Source organism: uncultured Brachybacterium sp. (assembly GCF_947500705.1).
Classification (GTDB): domain Bacteria; phylum Actinomycetota; class Actinomycetes; order Actinomycetales; family Dermabacteraceae; genus Brachybacterium.
Genome location: NZ_CANMSY010000001.1, coordinates 512,427 through 528,879 on the forward strand (window position 1 = coordinate 512,427; position 16,453 = coordinate 528,879).

Below are 16,453 nucleotides of genomic sequence, written 5' to 3' on the forward strand. Positions count from 1 at the left end.
GGTACCGATCCCGGGCGCCGCTGCCGATGGGGAGAACTCCCCATGCACCCTGAGGACGGCTGGATGGTAAAGAGACCTGATCCGGCTCATCCGGCTCATCCGGCTCCTTCGGCTCTTCCGTCTCCTCCCGCGCTCGCCGCCCCTTCCCTCACTCCGCGACGGGCACGAAATCCACCGGAGCCACGGAGGAGTAGCGGTCCTGCCGGATCGACACCACGCCCACACCGCCGATGAACGGGGCCAAAGCCTGCGGGTTCTTGCCCGGGTTCGCGAGGATCACCTGGAATCCGAAGTGACGGAAGGACTCCATCGCCGCGGTGATGAACTTGCCGGCGCCCTTGGAGAAGGCCTCGTCGATGATGATCGGGGCGTAGCGCGGCGCCTCCTGTCCGGTCCCTGCCAGCTGGTAGCGCAGAGCCGCGGCCAGGCAGAAGGTCGCCAGGCGCTCGTTCTGGCCACCCGAGAGCGGGCCGCCGGATTCGTGGGCGTGGACCACCGTGCCCTCGGCGTCGACCTCCTCGGCGTGGAAGTGCACGTGGCGGCGCACATCGAGGATCACCCGGGAGACCTGATCGTCGCGAGTGCGGGCCGAGCCGATCATGTCCATCAGGTGCCGCAGCGAGAGGAAGCGCTCCTCGGCCAGCTCGCGATCACGGGAGATGTCGTGCAGCGCGGAGCCGGCCACCGCCTCCTCGAGCGCACGCTTGAACTCGTCCAGCGCCGCCAGGTGCACGGGGCGCATCGACAGCTGCAGGTAGCGGCCGGAGTGGAACTCCACCTGCGCGAGCAGGGCGTTGATCCGCTGCAGGCGTTTGCGGATCTCCGCCGGTTCCCTGGCGATCGCCGTGGCCAGGGCCTGCACGTCACCGAGCGTGTTGCCGGTGAAGAACTCGAAGAAGCGGTCCTCGACCTCGGGCAGCTTCTCCTCCTCGATCCGCTGCAGGATCTCGAGGTAGTCGTCGGCCCCCTCGAGCGTGGGCGCCGTGTCGCCGGCCCGGGCGGGCCAGCGGCGGGAGAACTCGCGCATGGCGGTGCGCATGTCCTCCTCGGCGCGGGAGGTGCGACGGGTGAGGTCCATCAGCTCCGCATCCAGGGTCGCGGAGGCGTCCTTGGTGACCTGGTCGATCGTGGACAGCACCAGGGTGGGGGCGATCGCGGCGAAGCGCTCGGCCAGCTCCTGCTCAACCTCGGGGTCGAGCGCGGACCCGGCGACCCGCTCGCGCGCCTCGGCAAGGCGCTCATCGGCCCGTTCCGCCTGCTCGGCGAGCTTGCCGGCGCTGCGCACGACCTCCAGCAGCTCCTCATCGCTGTCCGCGATGGACCGCTCGACCTCGTCGATCTGCTGGGCCAGCTCAGTGAGCGCGGAGGAGCCGTCCTCCGCGGCACGCACCATGTCACGCAGGTTCGCCACCCGGCGGGCCACCGACGCCGCATCGATGTCGTCCCAGGTGACGGCGCTGATCAGCTGGAGCGCGTAGAGGCGCTCCTGGCGCCGCTCCCGCTCACCCTCGACATCCTTGCGCCGGGCCTGGGCCTCGAAGAGCGCCTGCTCGGCCCGGGTGCGCTCGGACTCGAACACCGCCCGCTTGGCCCGGTTGTCGAAGCCGAGCACCCACTGGGAGCGGTCGTTGATCTGCCGGTCGGCGTTCTTCTCGTGCCGGGTGGAGGAATGCTTGATCTGTCCCGAGCGCAGCACCGCCCGGTTCAGGCGGGTGAACTCCTCGAGGTTCTCCGCGCAGGTGTAGTCCATGCGGGAGGCGATCTCCTGGGACAGCCACACATGGAACTCGCCGTCCTTGACGTCGAGCTTCGCGGCGAGGGAGCGCTCGTCGATGGTCTTCGCCGGGCGGCGCAGGTCGGTGTTGACCCGGTTGTAGGAGATCCGACGGCGCAGCCTCGTGCGGTCGATGACCGCGGCGACCTCTCGGTACACCCGGTCCGGGACCAGGATGGAGCGGGCCAGTCCGCGCAGCGCCTGCTCGGCCGCGGCGGTCCACTCCTCCTCTCCGGTGCGCACCTGCAGCAGCTCGGCGGCGAAGGGCAGCTCCGCGGGCGAGATGCCCACCTCGGCGGCGATGTGGTCGCGCAGGGCCACATCCTCGGAGTGGAGGTTCGAGGCGCGGGAGGTCAGGGAGGTGAGCTCCTCTCGGGTGCGGGCGAGGGTCTGACCGAGCTCGCGGACGGCCGCCTCGGCCTCCCAGCGGGCCGCGTCGGCGCCCTTCTCCTCCGTCTCGAGACTCTCCCGCAGCGCCAGGACCTCACGCTGCAGGGCCAGGAACATGTCCTCGCCCGCCGGGGTGCGCAGCTCGACGGTCGCCAGCTGGGAGGCGAACTCGGTGCCCCGCTCGCGCCGCCGCTCGCGTTCGACCTCGAGGCCCGCGATCTGCTGCTTCCAGTCGTCGATCTCCCCGCCGCCGGCGCGCTTGCGCTGCTCCTTGAGCTGGGCGAGATCGGAGCGGGCCTCGGTCACGTCCTGGCCGAGGCGGCGCTGCTGCGCGGCGAGCCGGTCGCGCTCGAGCTGGAGCCGGTCGGTCTCGTCCCCGAGCAGGCGCACCAGATGCTGGGCCGCGAAGACGTCGATATCGGCGCGGCGATCCACCAGCTCTCCGCCCCGGGAGCGCATCGCGGTCCAGTCCTCGTGGTTCCCGCGCAGGCCGCGCAGCAGATCCCGCTGCTCGCGGGCGGTCACCAGCGCCTCGTACACCTCGGAGAGGTTGTGGAAGTTCGCGAGCGCCTGATCCGCGAGGTCGAAGGTGCGCGGCGCATCGAGCATGTAGTCGCGCAGCAGCCCGTTGACGTCTCCGAGCTCCTTGGCGGACTGGATCTTGTGCAGCAGCCCCAGCGCCTTCTCGTCCGGGATCCCCAGCAGCTGGCTGAACGCCGCGCGGTACTCGCGGAACTGGCGGAAGGTCTGGGTACCCGGGTGCGCGGCCTCAAGGGCCTTGCCCTCGATCTGGGTGGAGACGAACTGGCGCAGGTCGGTGACGTCCAGCGGGGTCCGCGCGATGATGTAGAGGCTCTTGACGTCGGAGTCCGCGGAGTGCCCGGCGTGCAGCAGGAGCAGGCGTGAGAGCTGGACGGTGCCGCCCTGGCCGTCGCTGTAGCGCAGCGTGAGCACCGACAGGGTGGTCTTCTCCCGCAGCACTTCCTGGCTGAACTCCCCGGTGGCCTGGTCGTAGTGCATCGCCCAGGCGCCGCGCACATAGCTGGCCACGGTGCGGCGGTACTTCGAGCGCTGCGGCCCGGCGTCCGAGGCCGCGGCGTTGAACTGCAGGGTGCGGGGCGGGGTGAGCAGCGCGCTGATCGCATCCAGCAGGGTCGACTTCCCGGTGCCGGGACCGCCGGTGAGGAAGTAGCCCTTGGGGGAGATCTTCAGATCATGGGTGCCGTGGAAGGTCCCCCAGTTGGAGACCTGCACAGCCACCAGCCGCCACTGCCCCGGATGGGGATGGTCGGGATCGGTGGCCGTCCCGCCGGGCGCGGGCTCGGTCGGGACGCCGGGCAGGTCCAGTCCGTCCTGCTGCTGCGGGGTCACGGTCTCAGTCGTCGAAGGCACCCGGTCAGGGTACCGAGTCCGGGCGCCTTCCACATGCTCCCGCTCCAGGGCGTCGGCGGGCGGCGCTCAGGGACGCTCCCAGTGGGACGGGGTCGGGCCCAGGGGACGGGGTCGGGGCCTTCCCCCGCCCGCCTCAGTTCTCAGGACGGCCCTGGCGCCAGTAGCCCATGAAGGAGACCTGCTTGCGGTTCAGTCCGAGCTCGGAGACGAGATGGCGGCGGAGGGTCTTGATGACGCCCGCCTCACCGGCCAGCCACGCGTAGAACGCGCCGTGGCCGGTGGTGGTCTCCCACAGGATGGTGTCGTCGATGTCGACGTCCTCGAGCTCCGCAGGCTCCTCCCGCTCCGAGCCCCCGTCCTGCACCGCCGCGGGTCCGTAGGCCTCGGCATCACGGAAAGCCTGGGCGTTCTCGCTCATCAGGTCCCGCACCGCGGCGTCCAGCAGTTCACCGTGCGGTCGGTCCCCGCGCGCCAGCCAGGTGACCTGCACCCCGGAGCGGGTCAGCAGCTGCTGCTGGTCGCGGTGGTCGGGGACCTCGAGCAGCGCGTGGCCGCTGATCGAAGCGGGCAGCGCCTCGAGGATCGAACCGATCGCGGGCACTGCGGTCTCGTCCCCCACCAGCAAGATGGTGCGTGCGGTGCCGGGCCGGAACTCGATGCCGCCGTAGTCCGGACCCACCAGAGCCCGGTTCGGGCCGAGCAGGGAGATGGTGTCGCCCACGGCGGCGTCCTTCGCCCAGCGGGCGGCCACTCCGCTGCCGGGGATCGGCTCGGGCTCGAGGTGGAGGACGAAGTCGACGTCGATCTCCGGCAGTCCGGAGAGGTTCCCGGGATGGCCGGCGGCGCGCTGGTCCCGCACGGTGTAGGTGCGCATCCAGCCACGATCCTCCGCGTCGATCTGCAACCAGCGGCGATACCAGTCGGCGTGGGTCTCGGGGTCCAGCAGGGCACCGGGGCGCACCGAGGCGAAATGATCCGCGCTCGCGGCGGGACCGGGGATGATCAGCTTGATCCGCAGGTCCAGCGGGTGCGAGTTGGTTCCGAAGTGGGCGAGATCCACCCCGGTGAAGGTGAGGCGCACCAGGCTGGGGCCCAGTTCGCGGCGGGCGGCGACGGTCAGCTCGAAGGCGAGCATGCTGCTGTGCTCGGCGGCGAGCACCAGACGGTCCTCGGTGATGGTCTGCATCGGATTCTCCTGCTCGTCGTGGTCTGCGCCGTCGCCCTGGGGCGAGGTGCTCTGGTGGTTCTGGGTGCTCTGGTGATTCGGGTCTGCTGCGGTCGCGCCCGCCGCGGCGACCTCGCCGGTCACGCCGGGGGCGTCCTTGCCGCGGCCCAGCGGCAGCACCATGGGGGTGCCGGTGACGGGGTCGGGGATGATGCGGGCCTCGAGGGCGAACACCTCCCGCACCATCCGCTCGGTGATGACCTCCCCCGGGGTGCCCTCCGCGTAGATCTCCCCGTTCCTCACGGCCACCAGGTGGTCGGCGTAGCGGGCGGCGAGATGCAGATCGTGCAGCACGATGCCGACGGTGGTGCCGCGGTCGTGGTTGAGGTCGCGGACCACGTCGAGCACCTCGAGCTGGTGGGTCACGTCCAGGAAGGTGGTGGGCTCGTCCAACAGCAGCACCTCCGTCTGCTGGGCGAGCGCCATCGCGATCCACGCCCGCTGGCGCTGCCCGCCCGAGAGCTCCTCGAGGAGCCTGTCCTGGAGTTCGTCGGTGCGGGTGACGGCCAGGGCGCTGCGCACCGCGTCCTCGTCGGCCTCGCTCCACTGGGGGAACAGGCCCTGATGGGGATAGCGGCCCCGGGAGACCAGCTCGCGCACGGTCACACCGTCGGGCGCGATGGGGCTCTGGGGCAGCAGGCCGAGCCGGCGGGCGAGCTCCTTGCCGCGCAGGGCATGGAGATCCTTGCCGTCGAGCATCACACTGCCCGCCCGCGGGGGCAGCAGGCGGGACATGCCGCGCAGCAGCGTGGACTTCCCGCACCCGTTGGCGCCGACGATGATCGTCACCCTCCCTTCGGGCAGAGCGAGGCTGAGATCGTGCACGATGTCACGACGGTGATAGGCGAGGGTCAGGTTCTGTGCGTGGATCTGGGCCATCACGACGCGATCACCTTCCGTGTCCGGTGTTCGGGGTTCGGGTCAGCAGCCACAGCAGGAACGGGGCGCCGAGTGCTCCCGAGATCACGCCGGCCGGGAGCTCGACGCTGCCGAAGGCGTTCTGACCGATGATGTCTGCGAGCAGCACGATCGTCGCGCCCACCGCGGCGGCCATCGGGAAGCTCGGGCGGCCCGTGATCATCCGCGCCAGAGGCCCGGCGAGGAAGGCGACGAAGGACAGCGGCCCGGTGACCGCGACGGTCAGGGCGCAGAGGGTCACCGCGACCATGATCAGTGCGATCCGGGTGCGGGGGACGGCGAGGCCCAGCCCGGTGGCGGTCTCGTCGCCCAGCTGCAGGATCTGCAGCCGGGAGACCAGCAGCACCAGGGCGGGGATCAGCACCGCCAGCGCGAGGGCGAGCACCACGACCCGGTCCCAGGTGGAGGTGGAGAGCGAGCCGACCATCCAGTGCATGACGTCTCCCGCGGTCTGGGAGGAGATGCGGGTCATCAGGTAGGAGATCAGGGCGCTGAGCGCCGCGGCGACCCCGATGCCCACCAGCACGAAGCGGTTGTCGACAGCACCCGAGCCGCCGGGACGAGCCGCTCCGGAGACCAGCAGGATCAGCACCGAGGTCGCGAGCCCGCCCAGCAGCGCGAACCAGAACAGGGCGGTGCCCTGGGCCTGGAAGAAGGACAGGGCGATCACCGCTCCGGCCGAGGCGCCGAGCGTCACCCCGATCACGTCGGGGCTGGCCAGCGGATTGCGCAGCATGGTCTGGAAGACGGTGCCGGAGAGACCGAAGGCGACGCCCGCGAGCAGTGCGACCACAGCCGTGGGCAGGCGGTTCTCCCGCACGATGAAGGAGATCCCGGGGATCTCCTCCCCCAGGATCACCCGCAGCGCCTGGTCGGCGAAGATGAAGGGGGTCCCCACCAGCACGCGGACCACCACGAGGCCGGCCAGCACCACGGCGATCGCCAGGGGTCCGAGCAGGCGGCGCCGGCCGCGGGGCGCGTTCACAACCCCACCTGCCGACGGGTGCGGATGAGGACCACGAACACGGGCACGCCGATCAGGGCGGTCATGACCCCGACCTGCACTTCGGCGGGCGGGGCGATCACCCGGCCCACGACGTCGGCCACCAGGATCAGGACAGGTCCGGCGAGCAGGCACAGCGGGACGATCCGTCGGTAGTCACCGCCGACGGCGAGACGGGCGGCGTGCGGGACCACGAGGCCGAGGAATCCGATCGGCCCGGCGAGCGCCACGGCGCCTCCGCACAGCAGGATGATCGCGACGCCGAGGGCGAGGCGGGCTCGGCGCACGGGGACGCCCAGTCCGATCGCGGCCTCGTCTCCCAGGGCGAGCGCGTTCAGGGTGCTCGTCGCGAGCACCACGATGACGGCGCCGAGCAGCATGAAGCCGCCGACGGTCGCGACGTCGCCGAGGCTGCGCGCCCCCAGGGTCCCGACCTGCCAGAAGCGCATCCGGTCCAGGGACGCCTGGTCCAGCAGCACGAGCGCGTTGACCAGGGAGGCCAGGCCGGCGGTGAGCGCGGCACCGGCGAGGGCGAGCTTGACCGGGGTCGCCCCGTCCCGGCCGATCGAGGCGATCGAGTACACCAGCACCGTGCCCACCCCGGCACCGACGAAGGCGAGCACCATGAACTCGGTGACCTGGGAGATCGAGGCGATGTAGATCCCGAGCACCACGGCCGCGGAGGCCCCGGCGTTCAGGCCCAGGATGCCGGGATCCGCGAGCGGGTTGCGGGTCATGCCCTGCATCGCGGCACCCGCCACGGCGAGCGCCGCCCCGACCGCGATCCCGGCGACGGTGCGCTGCAGGCGGGAATGGACCACGACGTGGTCCGCCAGGCTGCCGTCGTAGGCCGTCAGCGACTGCCAGACGACGGCGGGGGCCACCGTGCGGGCACCGACCGCGAGGGAGAGCGCGACCGCGAGCAGCAGGGCCAGGAGCCCGCCCCCCAGCGCGAGCACGGTGGCACGGTGCGGTCCCGCCCGGTGCATGCTGCGCACCCTCAGGGCCCTCGGCGCAGTGTCCACGGGGACCGGCTCCGCTGCTGTTCTCGTCCTGATCAGTTCGTCGACGCCTCGGCGGCCTCGATCACCGAGGGCACGAAGTTCTCGATCGCCCAGGGCAGGCTGAGCGCGCTCGCGGCGGAGACCGAGAGGGTCAGGTGGTCGTCCGCGCTGAGCACCAGCCCGCCGCCGGAGACTGCAGGGATCTGTGCGAACAGGTCGTTGTCCTGGAAGGACTGGACGGTGTCCCCGGCGGAGGCCCAGGTGTAGAAGATGTCGGAGACGAGCTCGTCGGCGCGTTCCGCGGACCACTCCATGAAGAACTCGTTCTCGTCCTCGGTGTTCTCGGTGATCACCTCTGCCTGGGTCATGCCCAGCGCGGTGAAGAACCGCGGGCGGGTGTCCCCACCGGTGTACAGGCTGATCGTGTTGTCCGCCAGGCCGAGCGTGCCGGCGATGAAGGTGGACTCCGCGACGGCAGGATTCTCCTCGCCGACCGCCGCGAGCTCTCCCTGGAGCCGGGAGATGACCGACTCGGCGTCCGCGCTGCGCCCGGTGGCCTGGCCGACTGCGGTCAGCACGTCCTCCCAGGCGGCGGTGTAGTTCGCGGCGAGGGGGCCGATGGTGGGCGCGATCTTCGTGAGCTGGTCGTAGTCCTCCTGGGTGAGCCCGGAGTAGGCGGCGACGATCAGGTCGGGGGTGAGGGCGGCCATCTCGTCGAGGTTCACGCCGTCCGCCTCGGAGTACATGGTGGGGGCGCTCCCGCTGTCCCAGCCGGCCCCGAGCTCCTCGAGCTTCGCATCGATCCAGTCGGTGGAGGAGCTGTCGTTCCCGCCCCACTCCACCAGCGGCATGCCGACAGGCACGATGTCCAGGGCGAGCAGGCTGTCGGCGTTGACCCAGGAGACGGTCACGATGCGCTGCGGGACGGCCGAGATCTCCGTCTCGCCGTAGAGGTGCGAGATCGTCACGGGGAAGGCGCCGTCGGCCGCGTCGGTGGAACCGCCGCCGTCGGAGGCGTTCGAGAGCGCGCCACCCGTCTCCCCGGAGCAGGAGGCGAGGGTCGGGACGGCCAGCAGGGACAGTGCGACGAGTGCACGGCGTGAGAGCTTCACAGAAGGGGCCTCTCGAGGTGGGACCACCGGATATCGATGGTTAGGGAAGCCTCACCATATTGCGCAAGATCGGCGGTGCGCAATTCTCGGGCGCCGCCCTGCCCTCCGCTCAGGCGTGAGCAGCCCTCCCTATGGGACGCAGGTCACGCTCACCGTTCCGAGCGCCCCCCGAAGGGCTCCCCTCCGCCGCCGGGCCGGACGGCTCCGCGGCGCGGGCTGCACGGGCCCTCGCCGCGACTCGCCCGACAGGCCCACCGACCGAAGGGTCAGGCCCCGTCGTCGGCGGCCTCGTCCTCGGCGACGTCCTGAGGATCCTCGAGGCCGCTCACCCCTGCCTCGCGGTACAGGGCGATGAACTCCCGCGCGGTGTCGGGACCGATCATCAGGCGCAGCACCGGGGAGACCTCGTAGTCGTCCCCCTGCTCGTCCAGCAGACCCGTGCGCTGAACCTTCGCGATCGAAGCCCGGACCTCCTTCGCGAAGCCCGCCTCGTCGGTGGAGGTGGTGCGGCGGTAGGCGGCCAGCGCCTGCTGCAGCTCCGCCTCGGAGACGACGGTGCGCTGCCCCCGCGAGGACTGGGTCAGCAGCATCTGGCGCAGCACCAGCAGAAGCACCGAGTCCAGGCGATTCATGCCGGTCAGGCGGCGCAGCAGCTTGGGTGCGTCGGGATCCTCCTCGCTCTGACGCACGAAGGCGACCTGGGCGTCGTCGTCCACGATCAGCTCGAGGAAGAGGTCCGCCAGCCGCGCCTCGATCGCGGCGCGGTCCCGCAGCAGCTGGGCATAGCGGGCGGGATCCCGCCGACCGTCCAGGAAGGGCCCCTGCAGCAGGTGCACGAGGACCCGTCGGGAGTCATCCACCAGGGCGGTGCCGGGTGCGGAAGGGCTGCCACCGTCGGCCTGGGAGAGGTCGTCGGCATCGGGGCGGGGTACGGAGCTGCTCACGACCACCTACCTTACCGGGGCGGGATTCGTCGACTCCGCACCTCCCGCCGCGGGCAGTCGGCGGGAAATGCACCCACTGCGGGCCCATATCTGGTGCAATCGGGGTACACGCTGGAAGACCTCCGTGCATCCGTGCGGAGGAATCGACCGCAAGGAGCCGACCATGGAACTGTCCACGCCCGTCATCATCGGGATCGTCGTGCTGGCGATCATTCTCGTGATCGTGCTGATCGCGGTGGGAGTGATGGCCTCGAAGCGGCGCAAGGCGAAGCAGCAGGAGGAGGACCGCCGACGCGCCGCGCAGCTGCGGGAAGAGGCCTCGACGCAGGAGCAGGCGGTCCAGGAGCGCGACCTGGAGGTGCGCGAGACCGAGCTCGAGGCCGACCGCGCACGGCTGGAGGCCGAGCGCAAGTCCAAGGAGGCCGAGCAGGAGCAGCTGGCCGCCGAACGCCGCCGTGCGGAGGTGGAGCGCGAGCGCGCCGAGGTCGATCAGCAGCGCAGCACCGTGCAGGAGCGCCGCGCCGAAGCGGACCGTCTTGATCCCGACACCGCCGACGACGCGCCCCGCGAGTCTCGCACCGGGCGAGACGGCCACGAAAGTCACGACAGTCACGACAGTCACGACAGTCACGACAGTCACGACAGTCATGACCGCCATGACCGCCACGGTTCCGGAGACGCAGCAGAGGGCGCTGCGGGAGCAGGCGTCGTCGGGGCCGGTGCTGCCGGTGCGGGAGCCGCTGGCCGCGAGGACAGCGCTGCGGGCGAGGACACCGACACCCGCGATAAGGGCCATGGTCGCCGTGCTGCTCGGCCCGCTCATGAGGAGCCGCTGACCGGCGATGCGCCGGATCGCACGCCGGGTGCGGCATCGACCACGGACGATGCCGCGGTGCGCGAGAACCGGACCGACGCCGATCACCGGACCCAGTCCGGACCCGGCACCGGTGCCGCTGCAGGGGCAGGCACAGCTGCCGCGGCGGGCACTGCGGCAGGTGCCGGCACTTCCTCCGGAGCCCACACAGTCGGCCATGATGGCCGCCAGCCGGCTTCCGATGGCGGTTTCGGCCGCCCCTCCACCGACGACCGCGTCGCCCAGCACTCCGAGATGTCTCGCACGGAGCACCAGGAGCAGGGGGCTGCCCCGCAGCAGCACGGGGACGAGCAGGACCCGTTCTTCCAGCAGCAGCAGGGGCTGCAGGAGCAGAACGGTGAGCTGCCGCCGAAGGCACCGGAGCACGGCGACCCGATCGACGGCCCGCTGCAGGATGGCCCTGCGGAGGATGGCACGCACCGCGGCTGAGCACCGCGAGCACTGAGCCTGCCGCGTGCAGCCTCAGCCCACCGACAGCGGCCCGGGCACCTCTTCTCGAGGTCCCGGGCCGCTGTCGATCGTGGCGCCCGTGCCAGACTGACGTCCATGTCCACCGGTCCCCCGCGCACCCGCATGGATGACATCACCGTCGAGCGGGTGCTGCGCGTGGTCGAGTCGATCCCGGTCGGGCAGGTCGCGGCCTACGGCGAGGTCGGCGCGATCGTCGGCGTCGGCCCCCGCCTGGTGGGTCGCATCATGCGCACGTGGGGCTCCGGGGTGCCCTGGTGGCGGGTCACCAGCGCCTCCGGTGACCATCCTCTGCTGGCCCGGGCCCTCCCCTATTGGACGTCCGAGGGCATCGCGGTGGCACCGCATGGACGCGGCTGCCGGATGGCGGAGTTCGGCACGGACCTGGAAGAGCTGCGGGAACGGTCCCGCACCCGCCTCACGGAGCTCGACGAGACCTGATCACCGCTCGCCGGGACGCCCGCCCGGGTCACTCGACCGGGACGTCACCCAGGAAGTAGAACGCGGGCACCTTCGCTGCGTAGTCGTTACCGTCCAGCTCGCGCCAGCTGACGATCTCGGTGGAGCCCTCTCGCTCCTGCGCATGCTGGGTGGCCAGGAACATCAGGCCGATCACGCTGGCGAGCCCCTGATCGGCGGGCTTGGCACGCAGGATGTCGCCGATCGATGCCTGGCCGCTGACGCCGCGCACCTCGTTGATGTCGCCGGTGAGACCCACGATGTCGATGTCGTGGGTGCGCACGAGGTCGGCGAGCACCTCGACGCTGAGGGAGGTGGCGTCGTGCACCTCGGCCTCGGCGGGAGCGCCGGGGTCGGTGGGGTCCTTGAGCCGGTGCTGGGACACGGAGGTCATCAGCACCCGCGAGAGGTCCAGCTCGAGCAGGAAGGGGGCGCGGGTGGGCACCTCGTCCTTCTGCGCGAGTGCGATCCCCTGCGCCTCCTGGAGCGCCTCGAGCATCACCCGGTGCTGACGGAAGTCCTGCGAGCGCACGAATCGGGCGAGGGAGCGGTACAGCTCCGTCTTGACGTCCAGCACCTCCTGCGCGGGGTCGTAGAGGTCGCTGAACACGTTGGCGAGCCGCTCGCGCTCGTCGCGCGCCAGCGAGCGGGAGAAGTCGCGCTCGAGCAGCCGATCCACCAGCTCCTGGGCGGTGCGGGTCTGGACCGGATCGTTGAGCATCCGGAAGAAGGCGGTGAAGGTGCGTCCCACGGAGGACTGGCCGAGCAGGTCGTCGCCCGCCAGGAGCTGCTCGAGGATCTCGCCGCGCGAGCCCTCCGGGGAGAGGATCTGCTCCCGCAGCCGCAGATCGACGGCGCGCAGATCCTCCCGGTACTGGAGGAAGTCGCCGGAGAGCTCCGCAGCGATCTGCAGGATGTCGCGCAGCCGGTCCCCCGAAGCCTCGGGGCTCGGCAGCATCAGCTCGCCCTCGGCGAGGTCCCGGATCTCGGCCTCGATCCGCTCACGGCGGCGCTGGAGATCCGCGAGGCGCACGTCCCGGTCGGTCTCGGTCTCCTGCGCGAGGCGCTCGAACTGCTGGACCACCAGCTGCAGGCGCGACTCGGTGGTCGTGGGCCGGTGCTCCTCGAGAGAGGCGATGAACTGGATCGCATCGATCGTCGCCGGGGACGGCTCGAAGGTGGTCTCGGTGCGCTGCGGATCATCGCGGCGGGTCAGATAGCCCTCGCGCACCCAGCCGTCCACGTACTCCGCAGCGGTGCGACCGCCGCGGCTCTCGACCGCGAGGTCCTCCAGCTCCGCCGTCTCCGGGCTCTCGTCGTCAGGCTCGTCGTGGAGCAGGGCGAGGTGCGCGCCGACGCGGGCGATCAGCTCGCTGCGCGGGAGCCGACGGTCCCCAGCAGGGAAGGTGGACTGCAGGATCGCCAGGACGGCAGGCGCCTTGGTGGCCGCGAGCAGCCGCCAGGTGCTGGCCCGGCGCAGCTGCTCGTAGGCCTCTTTGCGCGCGGACACGGCGTCGCTGTGGCGGTCGGTCCACCGGTTCGGCTCAGTCGTGGTCACGAGGGGAGAGTCTAGCGTCGCCCGCGCGGGCGTCCCGTGGGTCCCCGCCGCACCGACAACGCTCACCCCTTCACGGAGCCGGACATGAGCCCGGCGAGGAAATAGCGCGAGAGCAGGATGTAGACGAGCAGGGTGGGCAGGGAGGCCAGCAGCGCGCCGGCCATCGAGACGCCGTAGTTGGTCAGCAGCGCACCGTTGGCGAGGTTGTTCAGCGCCAGGGTGACGGGTCCGTTGGCCGCGCTCGAGAAGAACACCGCGAACAGGAAGTCGTTCCAGGCGTTGGTGAACTGCCAGATCAGCACCACGGCGAAGCCGGGCACCGCGATCGGCAGCGCCACCGACCAGAAGGTGCGCAGCATGCCCGCACCGTCGACCTTCGAGGCCTCCATGAGCTCCTCGGGCACGGTCTCGAAGTAGTTGCGGAAGATCAGGGTGCAGATGGGGATGCCGAACACCACGTGGAGCACGATCAGCGAGGGGATCCCGTAGGGGACCTGGACGGCGAGCATCAGCTCGAGCAGCGGGATCATCACCGCCTGGTAGGGCAGGAACATCCCGAACAGGATCAGGGTGAAGACGATGTCCGCCCCGGGGAACCGCCAGCGCGAGAGCACGAAGCCGTTCAGGCAGCCCAGGCCCGCGGAGATGATCGTGGAGGGGACCACCATCGCCACCGAGCGCCCGATCGACGGGGCGAGCTGGTCCCAGGCCGCCTTCCAGTTGTCCAGGGTCCAGCCGGCGGGCAGCAGCCAGGCGCGGGCCGGGGTCGCATCGCCCACGCCCTTGAAGCTGGTGATGAACAGGACATACACCGGGATCATCACGAACAGGAGCCCGATCAGCAGCAGCAGGTAGCGCAGGGTGCGGGCGACGGTGTATTTCGAGGGCCGGCGCGGTCCGCCCCCGGTGGGGGCGGCGTCGTCCCCCGCACCGGGGCCGGGAGTCCCGGAGGGGGCGGAGAGGTGCGCGGCGGCGGTCATCGGCGGGACTCCCGGTACTGGTGGATCAGGTAGGGCACGATCAGCACGGCCACCACGGCGAGCAGGATCGTGCCCACCGCGGCGGAGTTGGCGTAGTCGTAGCTGGACTTGAACAGGAACATGTCCACGGCCGGCACCTTGGTCTGGTAGTTCGCCGGCTTCGAGATGGACATGATCAGGTCGAAGGACTTCAGCGACATGTGCGCGATGATCACCAGGGCGCTCATCACGACCGGGGTCAGCTGCGGGAAGATCACGAGCCGGTACATCTGGAGCTCGGTCGCCCCATCCATCCGCGCGGCCTCCCGGAGCTCATCGGGCACGCCGCGGAAGCCGGCCAGGAAAAGTGCCATCACATAGCCGGAGAGCTGCCAGACGGCGGGCAGGGCGATCGCGAGGATGCCGAAGGTGATGTTGTTCCACCAGGGGTTCTGCAGGAAGTCCAGGCCCACCATCTGGAACAGACGGTTCAGGCCCGAAGCGCTGTCCCCCTGGTTCGAGTTCAGCAGCCAGCGCCACACCACACCGGAGGCGACGAAGGAGATCGCCATCGGGAACAGGTAGACGGTCTGGAAGAAGCGTCCCCCGGGCAGCGGCCGCTCCAGCAGCCAGGCCCAGAGGAAGCCCATCACCATCGCGCCGATCAGGAAGGCGGCGGTGAACAGCAGCAGGTTCGCCATGGAGTGGCGGAACGCCTCGGTGGCGAACAGACCGATGTAGTTCTCCAGACCCACGACGCTGATCGGCTCACGACCATTGGCCTGTGCGGCGGAGTGGTTGTCCGTCATGGACATCCACAGGTTCTGGCCCATCAGGCCGTAGATGAACACACCGACGAGGATCAGCGACGGGGAGATGAGAAGGAGGGGCGGGCCGAATCGGCGCAGCTTTCCAGACACGAAGACCTCTGCAGAGGAGGAGACGGGGAGCACCGCCGGCACCGCGGAGGAGCGCGGCGCCGGCGGTGCGGCGGAGATCAGGCCTGGTTCTCGGCGGCGATATCCGTCAGGGCCTGCTGGTACGCGGCCAGATCGGTGGCCCCGGCAGTGAACTGGCTGGTCGCATCCGAGATCGCGTTCAGCCAACCGACGGAGGTCGCCGCGCCATGGGCGATCGACGAGCAGATCTCGTCCTCCGCGAAGGAGGTGACCGCGGTCTGCTGGTACTCCGGGAACTCGGCGGTGTCGACGTCGGTGCGGGCCGGGATCGAGCCCTTCGCGAGGTTGAAGGCCAGCTGCCCGTCGGGCGAGGAGATGGTGTCCAGCCAGGCCTTGGTGCCCTCGGGGTTGGGCGCCCCCTCGGGCAGGGTGAAGGAGTCGGCGAGGAAGCCGAAGATCTTGTCGGCTCCCGGCAGCTCGAAGTAGACGTAGCCCTCCTGCGGGGCGAGGCCCGCCTCGTCGAAGGCGGCGACCGCCCAGTCGCCCATCACGTTGTAGGCGGCGGTGCCGTCGATCAGCTGCTGGGTGGCGTCGGGCCAGTCCAGGCCGTCACGGTCGGTGTTGGTGTGCCCGATCATGGTCTCGAAGTGCGTCAGGGCGGTGGTGACCTCCGCCGAGTCCCAGCCGGTGGAGCCGTCGAACAGCCCGTTGTAGCCGGCGGCGCCCAGATCGGCCATGAGGATCGCCTCGAGCAGGTTCACCTGGGTCCAGGCGGCGCCCACCGACAGCGGCGTCACCCCGGCGGCGGCGAGGGTGTCCAGCTGCTCGAGGAACTCGTCCACCGAGGCCGGCGGGGTGGCGGGGTCGATCCCGGCGTCGGTGAGCACGGCAGCGGAGCCCCACACCACGTTCGAGCGGTGGATGTTCGAGGGCACCGAGTAGATCGCGCCGTCGGCGGTGAGGCGTTCGAGGAGGGACTCCGGGAAGGCTTCGCGCAGGCCCAGCTCGTCGTAGATGTCCGAGACGTCGACGATCTGGCCGGCGTCGATGTAGTCGTTGAGCTCCGCGCCCGCATGGGCCTGGAAGGTGTCCGGCGGATCCCCGGCCTGCAGGCGGGACTGCAGCATGTCCTTGGCCGCGGAGCCCGCGCCGCCGGCGACCGCACCGTTGACGAACTCGATGTCGGGATGCTGCTCGACGAACACCTCCACGAGCGCGTCGAGCCCGGCCTTCTCCGAGCCCGCTGCCCACCAGGTGAACACCTCCACGGAGTCGCCGCCGCCGTCACCGCCGCCAGAACCGTCGGATCCACCGCAGGCGACGAGGCCGACGGCGGCGAGCGTGCCGCTCGTGAGGTAGAGGAAGTTCCTGCGTCGCATGAGTTCTCCTTTGAACGAACGATGACGGCGGGCTCTGCGCCAGGCACTCCATGCCCCGGCGAGAGCGTCGCTGAATCGGACAGTACTCCAGCCGA

12 protein-coding genes are annotated in these 16,453 nt (G+C 70.7%); 2 read left to right on the plus strand and 10 right to left on the minus strand.

Features of this window, described 5'->3' with window-relative positions; genetic code table 11:
• Positions 1 to 148: 148 nt before the first annotated feature.
• The 6 genes from Q0937_RS02400 to Q0937_RS02425 all read right to left on the minus strand — a co-directional run bounded on the left by Q0937_RS02400 (position 149) and on the right by Q0937_RS02425 (position 9,762).
• A complete protein-coding gene (locus Q0937_RS02400) occupies positions 149 to 3,556 on the minus strand; it encodes an ATP-binding protein (RefSeq protein ID WP_299299339.1) in 3,408 nt (1,135 codons plus the stop codon).
• A 133-nt stretch (positions 3,557 to 3,689) separates the two neighbouring features.
• Entirely contained in the window at positions 3,690 to 5,660 is a 1,971-nt protein-coding gene (locus tag Q0937_RS02405) for an SIP domain-containing protein (RefSeq protein WP_299299341.1), read from the minus strand.
• A gap of 10 nt (positions 5,661 to 5,670) precedes the next feature.
• Positions 5,671 to 6,684 (minus strand): iron chelate uptake ABC transporter family permease subunit, encoded by a 1,014-nt coding sequence (locus Q0937_RS02410; RefSeq protein ID WP_299299343.1) that lies wholly within the window; start codon positions 6,682 to 6,684, stop codon positions 5,671 to 5,673.
• Entirely contained in the window at positions 6,681 to 7,691 is a 1,011-nt protein-coding gene (locus Q0937_RS02415) for an iron ABC transporter permease (RefSeq protein ID WP_299299345.1), read from the minus strand. Before Q0937_RS02415 ends, Q0937_RS02410 begins: the two co-directional genes overlap by 4 nt.
• 68 nt (positions 7,692 to 7,759) lie before the next feature.
• Positions 7,760 to 8,818, minus strand: a complete 1,059-nt coding sequence (locus tag Q0937_RS02420) for an ABC transporter substrate-binding protein (RefSeq protein ID WP_299299347.1) — start codon at positions 8,816 to 8,818, stop codon at positions 7,760 to 7,762.
• A 266-nt stretch (positions 8,819 to 9,084) separates the two neighbouring features.
• Positions 9,085 to 9,762: a DUF4194 domain-containing protein gene (locus Q0937_RS02425; RefSeq protein WP_299299349.1), complete on the minus strand. Its 678-nt coding sequence runs from the start codon at positions 9,760 to 9,762 to the stop codon at positions 9,085 to 9,087.
• 163 nt (positions 9,763 to 9,925) lie between these two features.
• On the opposite strand from Q0937_RS02425, the gene Q0937_RS02430 reads away from it, so the two are divergent.
• Together Q0937_RS02430 and Q0937_RS02435 are read left to right on the plus strand one after the other, a co-directional pair.
• Positions 9,926 to 11,065: a hypothetical protein gene (locus Q0937_RS02430; RefSeq protein WP_299299351.1), complete on the plus strand. Its 1,140-nt coding sequence runs from the start codon at positions 9,926 to 9,928 to the stop codon at positions 11,063 to 11,065.
• A 117-nt stretch (positions 11,066 to 11,182) separates the two neighbouring features.
• Entirely contained in the window at positions 11,183 to 11,545 is a 363-nt protein-coding gene (locus Q0937_RS02435) for an MGMT family protein (protein ID WP_299299353.1), read from the plus strand.
• 28 nt (positions 11,546 to 11,573) lie between these two features.
• Here the strand turns inward: Q0937_RS02435 and Q0937_RS02440 are convergent, their stop codons facing one another.
• The 4 genes from Q0937_RS02440 to Q0937_RS02455 form a co-directional block, all read right to left on the minus strand.
• Entirely contained in the window at positions 11,574 to 13,121 is a 1,548-nt protein-coding gene (locus Q0937_RS02440) for a DUF3375 domain-containing protein (RefSeq protein WP_299299355.1), read from the minus strand.
• A 62-nt stretch (positions 13,122 to 13,183) separates the two neighbouring features.
• A complete protein-coding gene (locus Q0937_RS02445; protein ID WP_299299358.1) occupies positions 13,184 to 14,101 on the minus strand; it encodes a carbohydrate ABC transporter permease in 918 nt (305 codons plus the stop codon).
• Positions 14,098 to 15,000 carry a carbohydrate ABC transporter permease gene (locus Q0937_RS02450; protein ID WP_299299646.1) on the minus strand — a complete coding sequence of 301 codons (903 nt, stop codon included), beginning with the start codon at positions 14,998 to 15,000 and terminating at the stop codon, positions 14,098 to 14,100. Before Q0937_RS02450 ends, Q0937_RS02445 begins: the two co-directional genes overlap by 4 nt.
• 77 nt (positions 15,001 to 15,077) lie before the next feature.
• On the minus strand, positions 15,078 to 16,358 hold the full coding sequence (locus tag Q0937_RS02455; RefSeq protein WP_299299360.1) for an ABC transporter substrate-binding protein: 1,281 nt from the start codon (positions 16,356 to 16,358) through the stop codon (positions 15,078 to 15,080).
• Between the last annotated feature and the right edge of the window lie 95 nt (positions 16,359 to 16,453).

Coding starts and splice junctions, on each gene's coding strand:
- Q0937_RS02405 (WP_299299341.1), bottom strand. CDS start 5,660: ATGGCCCAGATCCACGCACAGAACCTGACCCTCGCCTATCACCGTCGT.
- Q0937_RS02415 (WP_299299345.1), bottom strand. CDS start 7,691: ATGCACCGGGCGGGACCGCACCGTGCCACCGTGCTCGCGCTGGGGGGC.
- Q0937_RS02430 (WP_299299351.1), top strand. CDS start 9,926: ATGGAACTGTCCACGCCCGTCATCATCGGGATCGTCGTGCTGGCGATC.
- Q0937_RS02435 (WP_299299353.1), top strand. CDS start 11,183: ATGTCCACCGGTCCCCCGCGCACCCGCATGGATGACATCACCGTCGAG.
- Q0937_RS02445 (WP_299299358.1), bottom strand. CDS start 14,101: ATGACCGCCGCCGCGCACCTCTCCGCCCCCTCCGGGACTCCCGGCCCC.
- Q0937_RS02455 (WP_299299360.1), bottom strand. CDS start 16,358: ATGCGACGCAGGAACTTCCTCTACCTCACGAGCGGCACGCTCGCCGCC.